This is a genomic window from Bradyrhizobium sp. MV1.5 (assembly GCF_055807615.1).
In genome coordinates this window covers 78,713-94,972 of sequence record NZ_JBVVPL010000028.1, presented here as the reverse complement: position 1 = coordinate 94,972, position 16,260 = coordinate 78,713, and the positions used below count along the sequence as shown (strand labels likewise).

Genomic DNA, 16,260 nt, shown 5'->3' with positions numbered 1-16,260 from the left:
TTCAGCCATCGCGCGGCTTCAGGGCGCGGATATATTTGACGATCTGGTCGATCTGCGCGTCGGTGAAGGCCCCGCCGAATGCCGGCATCGCACCAGACTTGCCGTTCTTGATGCGGCTGTGCAGATAGTCGTCGTCGCGCGGCGAGTTCATCAGCTGTGGTCCCTTGCCGGCGGCCCGGCCGCCTGCGGAGTGACAAAAGCCGCAAGTCCCCGCGAATAGCTGTTCGACGTCGAACGTCCCGTTGTCGGGTACGGGAGTGGCAGACTGCGCCTGAACCGGTGCGGCATACAGTGACGAGGCGCCCAGCACCGCCGATAGCAGCGCGGTGATCTTCTTCACATGCAAGTTCAAGGTATCCAGCTCCATATCCTGAAGCGCCACGCCCCGAAGCACGAGTCCTGAAGCACACCCGGAAATTCCAATGCACGGGAAGCAAGCTTGCGCCTGCTCCCCGGCAATCTGCGATGATTTATTTCAAGCTGAAGACGACGAGCGCCCCGTCATCACGCGGCATGCTCTTGTAGGCGCCGCCGAAGTTTGGCGCGTATTCGTCCGCCAGCATGCCGCCAAAGCCTGCGACTACGGCAATGTACTGCTTGCCGTTGACGGAATAGGAAACGATGCCGCCCTGGTGGCCGGTGCCGTTGTTGTGACTCCAGAGCTCGGCCCCGGTTTCGGCATCGTAGGCATGAAGGATGCCGCGGGAGTCGGGCACGAATACGAGATTGCCCGCAGTCGACAGCACGCTTCCAAGCGGCGGCTCAGGATAGCGAACCTCCCACTTCTTGGCGCCGGTGATGGGGTCGCGCGCGTCGAGATGTCCATAAATCTCTCCGCCCGGAGGGGGCACCATCTTGAAATCGGCGCCGATGTTGAGCTGGACCTGGGGCGCTGTGACCGGCGTCGTCTTCTGGACGTCGAGCGTCATGCACCATTCCTGGCCGATCTTGTAGTACAGGCCGGTCTTCGGGTTGTAGGAGCCGGCGTTCCAGCTGACGCCGCCGCCGATGAAGGGGCACAGCGGCGGTTCGGTGACCTTCCCGGCGGTGAAGTCGCGACGGCCGATCAAGGCACCCGTCTTGGGATCGATATCCTTGACGAAATTGATGTTCTCAACGAGCCGCCAGACATTTTTCACGGCGAGATTGCGGTCATAGACGAAGACGAAACCGCCCTTGTTCGGGTGAACCACGAACTTCTGACCGTCGCGTTCCAGCATCACAAACTCGCCGACCGCGCTGTCGAAATCCCAGGCGTCGTGGGGCAATTCCTGATGATGGAATTTCAGCCTGCCGGTATCGACGTCGAGACCGATCACCGAACTCGTGTAGAGATTGTCGCCGGGACGCGCGCCTTGCGTCTTGTAATCGGCACCCGACCAATCGTAGAGCGGCGCCGGGTTTGCGGTGCCCCACAGGATCGTGTTGGTCTCGGAATCGTAAGTGCCCGGCATCCAGCCACCGCCACCGCCCGTGCGCCAGGAATCGTTTCCCCACGTCTTCATGGCCTCGTCGGTGCCGGCGACGGTCAAGAACTCCCACTTCTTCTTCCCGGTGGTGGCATCCAGGCCGAAGATCGGGCCGCGGCCCGGCCATTCACCACCTTGCGCTCCGATGATCACCGTACCCTTTGCGTAAAGCGGTGCACCGGTGAAACCGACCGTGAGCTTCTGCGAGTCGATCAGCCTGGTTTCCCAGAGGACCTTCCCCGACTTCATATCCAGGCCGAGGACCCTGCCATCCATGGTGCCGACGAAAACCTTGCCCTCGCCGAGCGCTACGCCGCGATTGTAGGGGGAATGGGTCTGACGGGAGATCAGGGCCTCGTCCAGCTCCGGAAAATGGGACCAGATCACCTCGCCTGTCGCGCCGTTGAGCGCAAAAACCCGGCTGTAAGAACCCGAGTAATAGAGCACGCCATCCGCCGCTAGCGGCATCGATTGCAGGCCGCGGGTCGAGCGCCCTGGAATGTGGGTCCAGGCAACGTTCAGATTGCCGACATTGTTTGCATTGATCTGCGCCAGCGGGCTGTAGTGATAGGATTTGTATGAACCGTGGTAGGTCAGCCAATCGTTCTGACCGCCGTTTTCGATCCGCGCAGTATCCACGGACTGGGCCAAGGCCGACGACACCACCAGCGTCGCGCCGGCAAGAAGAGGTAGACCAGACTTACACCAACGCTTCTTCATCCGTTCCTCCCGCTTTTAAGTTTGTTTAACTTGCGTCTCACAGACGCCGCCGCGAGGGATGTTGCAGTCCGCTATCTGTCGGTTTCTTCTCCATTGCAGACGAGCCGCCAACGACTCTCGATCGCTCTCGGCGGACATCGCCAAAAGGTGCTACGTTCTCTGGATTGGTTGCAGTTGTGCTTATCCTCGCTCCGGCAGCGTACGCCGGATGACGAGGAGCGCAAAGACGGAACACGCGCACGGCGCGAATTTGACGCGCGGCGCAGATCACAAACGTCAGTTGCGCTGTCCGGTTCGTTTGGCCTCGCAGTCTCAGACTGCTGCGGGCGGACGCGATAGCGCCAAGGCCCGAGGAAGGATTTACCCGTACAGCACGCGCGGGAGGATCGTGACGATGCCGGGCCAGAGCGTCAGCAGCAGCACGAAGCCGACCATGATGAGCAGATAGGGCATCGTGACGCGCGCGATGTAGCCGAGGCCATCGTCTGTCAAGCCCTGGATCACGAACAGATTGAAGCCGACCGGCGGGGTGATTTGCGCCATCTCGACCGCAAGCACCAGGAAGATGCCGAACCAGATCTCGTCGAAGCCGGCACCCTTCACGATCGGCAGCACGATCGGCAGCGTCATCACGATCATCGAGAAACCATCGAGGAAACAGCCGAGGATCAGATAAAAGATAATCAGCACCACGATCAGCATGAAGGGCGATAATCCCAAGCCCTTCACGAAGGCGGCGACGGCCTGCGGGATGCCCAGGAAGGCCGCGGCGTTGCCGAGGATCGACGCGCCGAGCACGATCAGCGCGATCATCGAGCAGGTCACGACCGAGCCGATCAGCACGTCACGCATCACCTGCTGCGACATCGAGCCCTGCGCCCAGGCGACCAGCGCCGCGCCGAACACGCCGACCGCGGCGGCCTCCGACGGCGTCGCCAGCCCGCCATACATCGAGCCGAGCACGCAGGCGATCAGGAACAGCGCCGGCGCGAGGTCCTTCAGCGCCGCAAAACGTTCGCGCCACGGCACCTGCGAGAGTTTGGCTTCCGTCTCCGGCACCATGCTGGGGTTGAGGGTCGTGTGCAGCATCACCCAGCCCATGAAGGTGGCGGCCAGCAGCAGGCCGGGCAGCAAGCCGGCCGTGAACAGCTTCAAGATCGAAACGTCGCCCAGCACGCCGTAGATGATCATGATGTTGGAGGGCGGGATCAGGAAGCCGAGCGTGCCGGCGCCGGCGAGCGAGCCGATCGCGATGTCACGGGAATAGCCGCGGCGCGTGAGCTCGTTGAGCGACATGCGGCCGATCACCTGCGTCGTCGCCGCCGACGAGCCGGAGATCGCCGCGAATATGGTGCAGCCGATTACGTTCACATGCAGAAGACGACCCGGCAGAAGCCCTGCCCAGGGTGCGAGTCCCTGGAACAGCGAACGCGATAGACGGGTGCGAAACAGCAGCTCGCCCATCAGGATGAACAGCGGCAACGCCAGCAGCTCCTGCGTCGTCAAGATGTTCCAGGCGTATTGCGGCAGCAGCTTGTCGAGCGGGATCGAGCGGAACATCGCCAGCAGCAGCGTCGCGGTGAGCGCAAGCGTCAGGCCGATCCATACGCCGCATGCCAGAAGCGCAAACAGGATCGCAAAGAGAGCGACGACTTCTATGGTCATGGAGTCCGGTGTCCGCTGGCTTGCGCAAGGGCGATCATTCGACGGGCGAGGCCCTCATGCGATGATCCTCCAGCGGCAGGCCGAGCACGGCCTGAATCGCGCGCGCCAGGAACTGGAGCGTCAGCAGCAGCATGCCGAAGGTGACGACTCCTTGCGGAAACCACAGCGGGGTATCGCTCGAGGTCGAAACCTGGCCGCGCACATAGGCGCCGAAGGCGAACTTCGCCATCGACGAGGTCAGGAAGGCCATGAAGGCGAAGCCCGCGGCGGCCGACAGGATTTCGATCGCGCGCTGAAAGAGGGCCGGGACGTTCTTCAGCAGCAGCACGACGCGGATATGGCCACCGACGCGCAGGGTCATGGCAGCCCCGAAGGTGAAGGACGCCGCCATCAGATAGGAGGAATACTCCCACGCGATCGAGATCGTGGGCGGAAAGAACGACAGGAAGTTCGAGAGGAAGCGCGTTGCGACCTCGCACAGCATCAGCAGCGTCAGCATCAAGAGACAGCCGCCGCCGATCCAGCCGTCCAGCCGGCCAAGACGATCGATGCCGTCGAGCAGGATGCGGAGTGGCGCCGGCGCCGCTGCGTTGAGACTCTGCGGCGCTGCGGGCGAAACGCTTGCCACGGTCCGTCCTCAGCGCTTCATTTCGGCGAGATAGGCCCGCACCGGCTTGTCGGCCGCCGGCACGCGCTTGACGAAAGCGTCGAGCTGCGGCGCGGTCTTGGCGCGAATGTCCGTCATCATGGCCTCCGAGACCGGCACCACCTCCATGCCGCCTTCCTTGAGCCGGTTGAGACTGTCGACATCCGCCTTGAGCGAGTTCGCCCAGAAGCCCGGCTCCATCTTCGCGGCGATGCCTGCGACGAGCTGTTGCTGATCGGCGCTCAGTGCCTTCCAGGAATCGAGATTGACGGTGAGCATCTGCGACGACCAGACGTGGTTGGTCGCGTAGATGTATTTCAGGAATTCCCAGAATTTTCCGTCGACGCCCGACACCGCCGAGGTGGAGACGCCGGAGACCGCGCCCGAGGCCAGCGCCGGGATCGTCTCACCCCACGGGATCATCACCGGCGCCATGCCGACCACGGCCAGCATCTCGACGGCGTTCTTGTCGGGCACGCGGATCTTGATGTTCTTCAACCCGTCGACATCGGCGACCTTGACCTTAAGGTGCAGATATTGGGTCGGCCAGGGCACGATGTAGAGGATCTTCTGGTTGTTGCGCGCAGCGACCTTCTCGTATTCGGGCCGCACGTATTTGTGCAGCACCTTCAATTCGTCCATGGAGCCGCAGAGAAAGGGAATGCTTTCGACGCCCATGAAGGGCTCGTCGCCGACCTGCTGAATATTGAGGACGTCGGCAAGCGGCACCAGGCCGTCGCGCACGGCGCGCAGATGTTCGGGGCCCTTGAAGCCGAGCTGGCCACCGGCCTTCACGGTGATCGCGACCGAGCCGCCGCTCTGCTTCTTCACCTCCTCCGCGAAGGCAAACGCGTTCTGGGTGTGGAAATTGCCGTCAGGCCATACCGTCGACATGTCCCAGCTCACCGTCGCCGCTTGCGCACGGGTCGAGATGTGGCCGGCCGCGAGCAGCGTCGCTGCGCCCGCTGTAAAATTCCGTCGCGTGATCATTGAGCCCCTCCGTTTGCTACGCGCACGACGCCTGAAGCGTCATCGCGTATGCCCATAAACTGCAACCGCGTTGTCGGCCGACACCAGGCCGCTTTCGATATCGTCGTTGACGGCTGTCGGCGCGCGCTCCCGGGGATCGCCGATGCCGGCGCCGCCTGGTGTCAGCACCACCAGCCTGTCGTCCGGCGGCACCTGCTGAAAGCCTTTTCCGCGCAGCTTCTTGCCGGACTTCAGGCCGACATAGCCGGCCTCGCCGTTCTTGCCGCCATCGCGGCCGCGTGGCGGATGATCGATGCGGTCGAACGCGGCCAGGATGTCGAACGGCGCATCGACCCCGCTGCCGACTTCGATGATCTGGCCGAGACCGCCGCGGGTGCGCCCTGCCCCGCCGGAATCCGGACGCAGCTCCTTGCGCCAGAAGATCAGCGGCGTCTGCGTCTCGGCGATCTCGACCGGCGTGCCGCGCACGCCGCTGGGATAGGCGGTCGCCGACAGCCCGTCCTTCGCGAAGCGCGCGCCGGTGCCGCCATTGGAAGTTACCGCCATCGAGAATCCGTAATTGCCGCCGGCGCCCGAGCGGGTCTGGCCGCGCACGTTGAGATTCCACAGGCACGATGTCCCCTCCGCGGGCACGCGCTCGGGAATGATCTGGCGAAGGCAGCCGAACACGACGTCGGGCAGCATCTGGCCGATGATGTGGCGCGAGGCGACCGGCGCCGGCTTCGGCGCATTGAGGATCGCGCCCGGGGGAGCCGATACCGTCAGCGGCGAGAGCGAGCCGGCATTGTTCGGGATCTGGGAGGCGACGACACAACCGAGACCGAACACGGTGTAGGCGATGGTATAGGACAGCGGCACGTTGATGCCGAATCTGGACGCGGCCGAGGTGCCGTCGAAATCGACGTGGATGCCTTCGTCCGAGATCGTCAGCGTCGCCTCGAGCGAGACCGGCGCGTCATAGCCGTCGACCACCATGGTGTTGCGCCAGGTGCCCTTCGGCAGCTTGGCGATCTCGGCCAGCACGGCCTCGCGCGAGCGGTCGCAAATGTAGTCGCCGAGCGCATCGAGCGAGTCGATGCCGAACTCGGTCATCATCTCGACCAGGCGCTCGCAGCCGACGTCGTTGCAGCCGGCGAGCGAGTAGGTGTCGCCCTCGGTGTCGATCGGCAGCCGCGTGTTGGTGCGGATCATCGCCATCAGCGTCTCGTTGACGACACCCTGGTCGATCAGCTTCAGCATGGGGATGTAGAGCCCCTCCATGAACACGTCGGTGGCGTCGGGTCCGAAGCCGATGCCGCCGATGTCCATGAGATGGCTGGTGCAGGAAAACAGCGCGACCGGCTTGCCGTCCTTGAAGCAGGGCGTGGTGACGACGAAATCGTTGAGATGGCCGGTGCCCATCCAGGGATCGTTGGTGATGTAGGCGTCGCCCTCCTTCATCGTCTCGATCGGAAAGTGGGCGATGAAGTGCTTGACCGATTCCGCCATCGAGTTGACGTGGCCGGGCGTGCCGGTCACCGCCTGCGCCAGCATCCGTCCCTTGAGGTCGAACACGCCGGCCGAGAGGTCGCCGCATTCGCGCACGATCGGACTGAAGGCGGTGCGGAGCAGCACCTGCGCCTGCTCCTCGACCACGGCGATCAGCCGGTGCCACATGATCTGAAGGTCGATCAGGCTCGCGCCGCTTGCCTTGCTCATGATCAGGCCGCCTTCCGTTCCATGACGATGCTGCCGGCACCATCGATATGGGCATCAAAACTGTTAGAGACGAATGTCGAGGTCTCGTCCTCCGCGATCACGGCGGGACCTGCAATCGTCGCGCCCGGCGCCATGTCCTCGCGGCGGTAGAGCGGGATCTCGATCACCTGCCCTGCGCGGCCGTCGAAGAATTTTCGACTGCCCGACGCCTTGCCCGCGGGCATGCGTGCCACGTCGGCGACGCGCGGCGGATTGCGTGCCTCGGTCGTCGCAAGCACCGACCAGCTCAACACCTCGATCGCGGCACCCGGAATCGATCGCTCGAACATCGCCGCATAATCCGCCTCGAACTTCTGGCGCAGGCCGGCCAGATCGGCCGTCGCCAACCGCCGGTTCGGCAGTTCGATCGATATCTCATGGCCTTGGCCGACATAGCGCATGAAGGCGGCGCGGCGCTCGCGAACCTGCGCGCCTGCCGCACCCGTCTCGACCAGCGCACGCGCTTCGGTCACCATCTCCTGGAGCAGGTCGGAGACCCCCTCGGTGTCGAAATCGTCGAGCCGCACGTGACGGCTGCGCACCAACTCATAGGCGATCGGAGCCGCAAGGAAGCCGACGGCCGACCCGACGCCGGCATTGGAAGGGACGATCACGCGGGAGACGCCGATCTTCTCGGCGACGCGCGCTGCATGCAGCGGTGCCGCGCCGCCGAAGGCGATCAGCGTATGCTGACCGACAATCTCGCCGCGCTCGACCGCATGCACGCGCGCCGCGCTCGCCATGTTCTCGCAAACGACCTCGTGCACGGCGTAGGCCGCGGTTTCCGCCGACAGGCCGAGCGGCTCGCCGACGCTGCGCAGCAGCGCCTGCTTCGAGAGCGCAGGGTCGAGCTTGATCGTTCCACCCGCGAAGGCATCGGGATCAATCAGGCCGAGCGCAACGTCGGCATCCGTCACGGCCGGGCGCAGGCCGCCGCGGCCGTAGCAGGCGGGCCCGGGCTCCGACGAGGCACTCTCGGGGCCGACGGTGACGCGCTTCATCGCGTCGACATGGGCGATCGAGCCGCCGCCGGCGCCGATCTCGACCATCTCGATCACGGGAATCCGCACCGGCAGACCCGAACCTTTCAGGAAGCGCGCTGCGCGATCGACCTCGAACACGCGCGAGGTCTCGGGCTGGTATTTTTCGATCAGGCAGATCTTTGCCGTGGTGCCGCCCATGTCGAAGGACAGCACCTTGCTTTCGCCGAGACGCGCCGCGATCTGCGCCGCGAAAATGGCGCCGCCGGCAGGACCGGATTCGACGAGGCGCACCGGAAAGCGCCGCGCCGTCTCGATCGAGGTGACACCGCCGCCGGAGGTGACGAGATAGATCGCGCCGCGGTACTGCTCGACCTGCAAGGCGTCGGACATGCGGGCGAGATAGCCATCGATCAGCGGTTGCACATAGGCGTTGGCCACCGCGGTCGATGTCCGCTCATATTCGCGGATCTCCGGGCACACCGCGGAAGATACGGTCACGGAAATGCCGGGCATCTCCTCGCTGATGATCGCTGCCGTACGGCGCTCGTGTTCGGGATTGGCATAGGAGTGCAGGAAGGCGACCGCGACGCTCTCGACGTTCAGCGCGCGCAATCTTGGCGCGAGCGCACGCACCGCCGCTTCGTCCAGCGGGAGGCGAACGCCACCGTGGGCGTCGATACGCTCGGGCACGGTGAAGCGCAGGGATCGTGGCGCCAGCGGCTTCGGCTTGTCGATGCTGAGGTCATACTGGTCGTAGCGGCTCTCGGTGCCGATATCGAGCACGTCACGAAAGCCCTCGGTCGCGATCAGCGCCGTCCTGGCGCCGCGACGCTCGATGATGGCGTTGGTCGCGAGCGTCGTGCCGTGAATGAAGACGTCGATGTCGCTGATATGGGCGCGCGCATCAGCGAGAATGAGCCGCATGCCGTCCAGCACCGCCTGCTCGGGCCGTTGCGGTGTCGTCAGCAATTTGCGCGTCTTGCGATCCTGCCCCACGTCCAGCACGATGTCGGTGAACGTGCCACCGATATCGACGGCAAGCCGCACCTCGGCTCCCTCAAGCATTCCAAATTCTCCGTGCTGATCGTCAAGACTGAGGACAAAAGCGCAGCAATTTCCATGCCATGGATGACAGGAACATGCTGTGTCCAGCTATTCTGCTTGGCACCCATGCAATAGGCAAGGCATGTCGCAGCCTGCGCGATCAGAGCAGGAATGCAAGCGCCGCTTCGCAGCGCTCCTCGATCTTGAGCGTGAGGAGATCATCGGCGCGGGTGCGTCCGAGATTGACCGCAGCGATCGGAATGTTGCGCTGCGCGGCCGCCTTGACGAAGCGGAAGCCGGAATAGACCATCAGCGAGGAGCCGACGATGAGCATGGCGTCGGCCTGCGCCAGATGATCCTGCGCGGTGGCGACGACGTCGCGCGGGACGTTCTCGCCGAAGAACACCACATCGGGCTTGAGGATGCCGCCGCAGGCTTCGCAAGGAGGCACCGTGAACGACGAAAAATCCGCATACTCCAGGTCGGCATCGCCATCGGGTGCATCGGCGGCGTCGAGCGTCAACCATTCTGCGTTGGCGTGGCCGAGCGTCTCCTGGAATTCGCGCCGCGGCGTCTTTTGCCCACAGCCCATGCAGCGGACCAGATCGAGCCGGCCGTGCAGGTCGATCACCTGGCGGTGCCCGGCGGATTGATGCAGCCGGTCGACATTCTGGGTCAGCAGCATTCCGCAACGCCCGCTCGCCTCGAGCCGGGCGAGTGCGTGATGCGCATCGTTCGGCCTCGCCTGGCCGAACCGCCGCCAGCCGATCAGGCTGCGCGCCCAATAGCGCCGACGCGTATGGTCTTCAGACATGAACGCCTGGAAGTTCACCGGCTGGGTCCGCTTCCAGTTGCCGTGACTGTCGCGATAATCGGGAATGCCCGAATTGGTGCTGCAGCCAGCACCGGTCAGCACGAACAGATTTTCGTGCCGGTCGACGAAATTCCGGAGCGGATGGTTTGTCATGGCGCAGATGTAGTCTGCGCAGGCCGGTTTTGCCAGATGGCCAGGAAGCCCGCTAGCTCGCCCAATTGTCCCGAAACTCGGGAAACAGCGTCAGGCCCCCGCAGGCGTAGATGGTCTGCCCCGTGATGTAGCTGGCTTCATCCGAGGCGAGGAAGGCGAACACGGCGGCGATCTCTTCCGGTGTACCGACGCGGCCGAGCGGAATGTGGCTGGTGACCACGCCGCGCTTTTCCGGATCGCCGGTCCAGGCCGCGTTGATCGGCGTGTCGATCGCGCCGGGACCGACCGCATTGACGCGAATGCCACGGCCGGCAAATTCGAGCGCCAGCGTACGCGTTAGATTGGCCATGCCGCCCTTGCTGATCGAGTAAGCGAGGTAGCCGGGTTTCGGGATGATCTGGTGCACGCTGGAGCAGTTGATGATGCTGCCGCCTGCGCCCCGCGCGACGAAATGCGCGAGCGCCTTCTGCGCGCAGAGCACGGCGCCGTTGAGATTGACGTCGATGATGCGGCGATAGGTGTCGACGTCGAGCGCCTCGCTCGGCGATTCCCGCTGGAAGCCGGCATTGTTGACGAGACAGTCGAGGCGCTTCCAGCGCGCCAAAACCGTCTCGAACATCGCGGCGACCTCCTGCTCATTGCTCACGTCGGCCTTGACGATGGCATGATCGAGCCTGCCGTGGCCCCGATCGCTCGATGCCGTCCGTGCCAGCGCGAGCGTCTCCTCTGCCTTTTCGGGATGATCGACATAGTTGATGGCGACGGTCGCGCCTTCCTGAGCGAGCCGGATGGTGACGGCGCGGCCGATGCCTTGGGAGGCGCCCGTCACCAGCGCGTACTGGCCGACGAGACGCGAGGAAAAGGTGGTCGAGCGGTCGGTATGTGGCATCGTTGTTCTCCGAGGACACATCAACATGGACGGAACCGGCGTTTTGTTCCATCCCTCAGCGCATCGCTGGGATTCACTTCTCGCGGCGAGCCAGCGGCGAAGTCAGGATTTGGTAGAGGATGATGGCGCCGAAGGTCGCGGTACCGATCCCGCCCATCGTGAAGGCGCCGAATTTGAGCGTGAGATCGCCGGCGCCTGCGGTGAGCGCGACCGCGACGGTGATCAGGTTTGCCGGACTTGAGAAGTCGACCTTGTTCTCGACCCAGATACGGCCGGCCATCGCGGCGATCAATCCGAACAGCACGATCGAGAGCCCACCGATGACCGGACCCGGGATCGACAGGATCAGCGCGCCGAATTTCGGCGAGAAGCCGAGCACGATCGACACCAGCGCCGCGAAGGCAAACAGCAAGGTCGAATAGACCTTCGTCGCCGCCATGACGCCGATGTTCTCGGCATAGGTGGTGACGCCGGTGCCGCCGCCGCAGGCCGCTACGATGGTCGCGAGGCTGTCGGCGAGCAAGGCGCGGCCGAGATAGTCATCGAGGCTCCGGCCCGTCATGGCGCCGACGGCCTTGATGTGCCCGAGGTTCTCGGCGACGAGGATGATCGCGACCGGCGCGATCAGGACGATCGCATCGGTCTGGAAGGTCGGCGTGGTAAAACTCGGCAGGCCGATCCACGGCGCAGCCGAAACTTGCGTGAAGTCGATCGGCTTGCCGAAGCCAAGGCCGTTCGCGAACAGCAGGTACAAAAGATATCCGCCGATCGCGCCGAGAATGATCGGCAGGCGGCGCCACAGGCCAGGTGCGGCAACCGCAACCACGCCGATGATCAGAACGGTCGCGAGCCCGATTCCTGTGTCGAACGCACCGGCGCTCACTGCCTTGACGGCCACGGGCGCGAGGTTGAGGCCGATCGCGGCGACCACGGCGCCGGTGACGGCCGGCGGCAACAGTCTCTCGATCCAGCCACCCCCCGACCACATCACGACCAGCGCGATCACGCCGTAGAGGACGCCGGCCCCGACGATGCCGCCAAGCGCAACCGACAGGTTCGGGTTCGGCCCGTGCCCAACGTAGCCGGTGGCGGCGATGGCGACCGCGATGAACGCGAAGCTCGAGCCGAGATAGCTCGGCACGCGCCCCGCGACGATGACGAAGAAGATCAGCGTGCCGATGCCGGAAAACAGCACCGCAACATTGGGATCGAACCCCATCAGCAGCGGCGCGATGATCGTCGAGCCCGACATTGCGACGCAATGCTGGAGACCGGAGACGACGGTCTGGGCAAGCGGCAGCCGCTCCTCGGGCATGATCACGCCGGAGGACTTCAGAGTCCAACGCGGAAAATAGCCTTGCGCTCGCTGTTCGGAGCCCGTTGCAATCGGCATGTTCCCCCCAGTTGCGGTGCAGCGACCGATCTTCGTGCGAACAGACAAAAATGTGATTGTCGCTTCTGCGGCGACCATCACATGATGCAAATCAAACAAGATCAATACGTTCCGGGGCCTATTCTATGACACAGATTGCGATCCAGCCAGCCATCCATCGCCGGCACCAACCCTGGTACAAGATCCTCTACATCCAGGTGCTGATCGCGATCGCGCTCGGCGTGATGATCGGTTTTTTCTATCCCGATCTCGGCAAGGCCCTGAAGCCGCTCGGCGACGGTTTCATCGCGCTGATCAAGATGATGATCGCGCCGGTGATCTTCTGCACCGTGGTGCACGGCATCTCCTCGATGGGCGACCTCAAGCGCGTCGGCCGGGTCGGGCTGAAGTCACTGATCTATTTCGAGACGGTCTCGACCGTGGCGCTCGCGGTCGGCCTGCTGGTCGGCGAGGTGCTCCAGCCCGGCCACGGCTTCAACATCGATCCCGCCACGATCGACCCGAAATCGGTGGCGACCTACGTCACCAAGGCCAAGGAAGAAGGCATCGTCGCCCATCTGATGGCGATCATCCCGGACAGCTATCTGGGCGCCATCGCACGCGGCGATCTGTTGCAGGTGCTGCTGATCTCGATCCTGTCGGGCTTCGCCATCGCGTTTCTCGGCAAGGCCGGCGAGCCCATTGCGGAAGCGATCGACAAGGCCGCAAAGATGTTCTTCGGCATCATCCGCATCATCGTGCGGGTCGCCCCGATCGGAGCGTTCGGCGCGATGGCCTTCACCGTCGGCGCTTACGGCCTCGGTTCGCTGCTCAACCTCGCGGCCCTGATCGGCACGTTCTATCTCACCAGCATCCTGTTCGTTGTGGTCGTGCTCGGCGCAATCGCGCGGCTCGCCGGCTTCTCGATCCTGCGTTTCATTGCTTACATCAAGGACGAGCTGCTGATCGTGCTCGGCACCTCGTCGTCGGAAACGGTGCTGCCGCAGATGATCCAGAAGATGGAGCATCTCGGCGCATCGCGCTCGGTGGTGGGCCTCGTCATTCCAACCGGCTACAGCTTCAACCTCGACGGCACCAACATCTACATGACGCTGGCGACGCTGTTCCTGGCCCAGGCGACCAACACCCACCTGACCATCTGGCAGGAGCTCGGCATTCTCGGCATCGCCATGATCACCTCGAAGGGCGCCTCGGGCGTGACCGGGGCGGGCTTCATCACGCTCGCGGCGACGCTCTCGATCGTGCCCGACATCCCGATCCAGTCGATCGCGATCCTGGTCGGCATCGACAAGTTCATGAGCGAGTGCCGCGCGCTGACCAATCTGATCGGTAACGGCGTCGCCTGCGTCGTCATCAGCATCTCCGAAGGCGAGCTCGACCGCGATGCGCTGCACGAGACCATGGCCCATCCGCTGGAGATGGGTGAGGCTCTCGAACCGGGCGGCAGCGCCGCCTCCTAGGCCGCGCGCAAGTATGGCGGAGTCCGGTTCCAACGCGGTAGTTTCCCGGAGTGGTCAATCAATGCGCAACGCGCCACAACAACCGGGTTGGGATCACGGATTGATACTCATTCTTTCCACCCGACGCGCTGGGGGCAGGGCGTCGGGTTTTTGATAATCACTGTGAGGGACGACGCGCCGGGATCGGCGCGCCGTCGGCGGCCCGGATCGGCATCATCGTTCCGGCGGCTGGACGCCCGGCTTTAGTCCACATCGGCAGACGTCGTTAGTCCTTGAGCGCGGTGACCACGACCTCGATCAACGCGCTGCCGCCGAGATCGGCGACGCCGACAGTGGCGCGGGTCGGCAGATTGTCGCCGAAGAACTCGGTCCAGACCGCGTCCATCTCCTTCTTCTTCGAAAGGTCGGTGACGAAGATCGAGGTGCTCACGACGCGAGACTTGTCGGTGCCCGCTTCCTTCAAATAGCCGGCGATCTTGCTGAGGATGTTGCGGGTCTGCTCGCCCATCGACACCGAGGTGTCGTCGGCGATGGTGCCGCCAATGAAGACGAAGCCGTTGGCTTCGACGGCGCGGTGCATGATGGGCGTGCGGATGCTGCGGGTAATGCTCATGATGTCCTCTTGATGCTAGAGCGTGGAAGGATGGAAACGGTCGATGCCGAGATCGCCGATGCGGGTTTGGGTGCCGCCGTTGACGATCAGCTCCGCCATCACGGCGCCAGCCCCGGGGCCGAGCTGGAAACCGTGCAGCGAGAAGCCGAACTGGTGATAGAGGCCCTTGTGGCGGCTGCTCGGCCCGAACACGGGCAGATCGTCCTTCGTCTTGGCCTCGATGCCGGCCCAGGCCCGCATGATCGTCGCATCGCGCATCACAGGAAACAGCTCGAACACGGTGCGCGCGCTGGTCGCGAGGCTCTTCCAGTCCAGCACCGTCTCGTTGCGGTCCCGGTACGGCGTTGCCAGATGACCGCCGCCGATCAGCACGGTGCCGTTCTTGAATTGCTTGAAGGAGAGTTTTCGGCCGCGCAGGATCACGACGGGATCGATAAAGTGGGGCACGCGCGAGGTGATCATCAGCATCGGCGCCACGGTCTCGACCGGAACGGGCTCACCGAGCGCCGCTGCGATGGTCCCGGCCCAGGCGCCGGCGGCATTAACGAGCACCGGCGCGGCAAAGCTCTCCGCGCCGACATCGACGTGCCAGAGGCCATCGGTGCGCCTGATATTCGTGGCGGCAATACCCTCGCGCACGGTCGCACCGAGCTGCCCGGCCTTGCGCCGGAACGCCGTCGTTGCCCGCGCGGGATTGGCCGCACCGTCGCGGCGCGAGACCACGCCGCCGGGACAGCTCTCGGCGACCGCAGGCACGAGGCGTCGCAACTCGGCCGCATCGATCAGCTCCTCGTGGGTGAAGCCGAGCGCGTTGAGCTCGGCCACACGTGCGCGGCAGACCGCGAGTTCCTCCTCGTTCTCTGCGACGAGGACCTGGCCATAGCTCTCAAAGCTGCAATCGTCGTCGAGGAGATCGGTGATCTTCTCCCAGATTCCCATCGAGCGGATCGAGAGCGGGATTTCGGGGATGTGCCGCGCAAGCTGGCGCACGCCGCCGGCGTTGACGCCCGAGGCATGCCGGCCGGCATAGTCCTTCTCGATCAGCACCGGCTTCAGGCCGGCAAGGCACAGATGCAGCGCAGTCGAGCACCCGTGGATGCCGCCGCCGACGACGATCGCATCCACGTTTTTCGTCATCCGCGCACCACCGCCTTGATGTCGTCTTCGCTCTTCGGAACCGCGGCAAGCTCAGCGAGCGTGATCGGCTTGACCGGCGCGCGCAGCCGGTAATAGCCGATCTCCTGCGGGCTCTTGCCCCGCGCCTGCGCCATCAGCTCGGTGACGGTGAGGCCGCAGAGCCGGCCTTGGCACGGACCCATGCCGGTGCGGCGATAGGCCTTGAGCTGGTTCGGCCCGGTCGCGCCGATCGCGACGGCGTCGAGAATGTCCTTTGCGGTGACCTCCTCGCAGCGACAGACGATGGTGTCGCCCGCGGGAATGCGAAACTGCGGCGCCGGGCGAAACAGCGTGTCGAGGAAGACACGGCCACGCTCGGCCTTGGCGAGATCGGCGCGGAGGCTCGCCATTGCTGGAAGCTTCGCGGCGGCCGGGGGCGCCAATGCTTCCACTGCCGCGCGCGCCGCGATGCGGCCGCGCCCCCCCGCGGGCCATGGTGGCCGCCCCCCGCTGGGCCCCCCGCGGGCGCCCCCCCACGGCGGGTTGCATCCTGCTGTTCTCGGCGGTC

General features: G+C 64.6%; 13 protein-coding genes and 1 pseudogene. 1 reads left to right on the top strand and 13 read right to left on the bottom strand.

All coding sequences use genetic code 11. The features are described 5' to 3' along the window. Nucleotide 1 precedes the first annotated feature (1 nt). The 10 genes from AC0L2J_RS24210 to AC0L2J_RS24165 all read right to left on the bottom strand — a co-directional run bounded on the left by AC0L2J_RS24210 (nucleotide 2) and on the right by AC0L2J_RS24165 (nucleotide 12,503). A complete protein-coding gene (locus tag AC0L2J_RS24210) occupies nucleotides 2–352 on the bottom strand; it encodes a c-type cytochrome (RefSeq protein ID WP_473394761.1) in 351 nt (116 codons plus the stop codon). 118 nt (nucleotides 353–470) lie between these two features. Continuing rightward, nucleotides 471–2,189, bottom strand: a complete 1,719-nt coding sequence (locus AC0L2J_RS24205) for a pyrroloquinoline quinone-dependent dehydrogenase (protein WP_007614311.1) — start codon at nucleotides 2,187–2,189, stop codon at nucleotides 471–473. A 360-nt stretch (nucleotides 2,190–2,549) separates the two neighbouring features. Then, nucleotides 2,550–3,854 (bottom strand): TRAP transporter large permease, encoded by a 1,305-nt coding sequence (locus AC0L2J_RS24200; protein WP_473394760.1) that lies wholly within the window; start codon nucleotides 3,852–3,854, stop codon nucleotides 2,550–2,552. A gap of 34 nt (nucleotides 3,855–3,888) precedes the next feature. Continuing rightward, complete coding sequence (locus AC0L2J_RS24195; RefSeq protein WP_473394759.1) at nucleotides 3,889–4,482, bottom strand: TRAP transporter small permease subunit; 594 nt, start codon at nucleotides 4,480–4,482, stop codon at nucleotides 3,889–3,891. Nucleotides 4,483–4,491: 9 nt separating this feature from the next. After that, a complete protein-coding gene (locus tag AC0L2J_RS24190; RefSeq protein ID WP_007614316.1) occupies nucleotides 4,492–5,490 on the bottom strand; it encodes a TRAP transporter substrate-binding protein in 999 nt (332 codons plus the stop codon). Nucleotides 5,491–5,529: 39 nt separating this feature from the next. After that, nucleotides 5,530–7,188: a hydantoinase B/oxoprolinase family protein gene (locus AC0L2J_RS24185; protein WP_063994756.1), complete on the bottom strand. Its 1,659-nt coding sequence runs from the start codon at nucleotides 7,186–7,188 to the stop codon at nucleotides 5,530–5,532. 2 nt (nucleotides 7,189–7,190) lie between these two features. Beyond that, entirely contained in the window at nucleotides 7,191–9,275 is a 2,085-nt protein-coding gene (locus AC0L2J_RS24180) for a hydantoinase/oxoprolinase family protein (protein ID WP_007614329.1), read from the bottom strand. Nucleotides 9,276–9,414: 139 nt separating this feature from the next. After that, on the bottom strand, nucleotides 9,415–10,221 hold the full coding sequence (locus tag AC0L2J_RS24175) for an NAD-dependent protein deacetylase (protein ID WP_473394758.1): 807 nt from the start codon (nucleotides 10,219–10,221) through the stop codon (nucleotides 9,415–9,417). Between the two features lie 52 nt (nucleotides 10,222–10,273). Continuing rightward, entirely contained in the window at nucleotides 10,274–11,110 is an 837-nt protein-coding gene (locus AC0L2J_RS24170) for an SDR family oxidoreductase (RefSeq protein ID WP_063994753.1), read from the bottom strand. A gap of 73 nt (nucleotides 11,111–11,183) precedes the next feature. Beyond that, the gene (locus AC0L2J_RS24165) at nucleotides 11,184–12,503 is read right to left on the bottom strand and encodes a solute carrier family 23 protein (RefSeq protein WP_473394757.1); all 1,320 of its coding nucleotides are present in this window, start codon (nucleotides 12,501–12,503) and stop codon (nucleotides 11,184–11,186) included. A 125-nt stretch (nucleotides 12,504–12,628) separates the two neighbouring features. Here AC0L2J_RS24165 and AC0L2J_RS24160 point away from each other — a divergent pair, with 125 nt between their 5' ends. Next, complete coding sequence (locus tag AC0L2J_RS24160; protein ID WP_473394756.1) at nucleotides 12,629–13,963, top strand: dicarboxylate/amino acid:cation symporter; 1,335 nt, start codon at nucleotides 12,629–12,631, stop codon at nucleotides 13,961–13,963. Nucleotides 13,964–14,228: 265 nt separating this feature from the next. Here the strand turns inward: AC0L2J_RS24160 and AC0L2J_RS24155 are convergent, their stop codons facing one another. The 3 genes and pseudogenes from AC0L2J_RS24155 to AC0L2J_RS24145 all read right to left on the bottom strand — a co-directional run. Next, nucleotides 14,229–14,576, bottom strand: a complete 348-nt coding sequence (locus tag AC0L2J_RS24155) for a RidA family protein (protein ID WP_473394755.1) — start codon at nucleotides 14,574–14,576, stop codon at nucleotides 14,229–14,231. Between the two features lie 15 nt (nucleotides 14,577–14,591). Beyond that, nucleotides 14,592–15,713 carry an NAD(P)/FAD-dependent oxidoreductase gene (locus AC0L2J_RS24150; RefSeq protein ID WP_473394754.1) on the bottom strand — a complete coding sequence of 374 codons (1,122 nt, stop codon included), beginning with the start codon at nucleotides 15,711–15,713 and terminating at the stop codon, nucleotides 14,592–14,594. Further along, nucleotides 15,710–16,171: pseudogene (locus AC0L2J_RS24145) on the bottom strand ((2Fe-2S)-binding protein); the annotation flags it as partial. The pseudogene AC0L2J_RS24145 and the gene AC0L2J_RS24150, both read right to left, overlap by 4 nt. Between the last annotated feature and the right edge of the window lie 89 nt (nucleotides 16,172–16,260).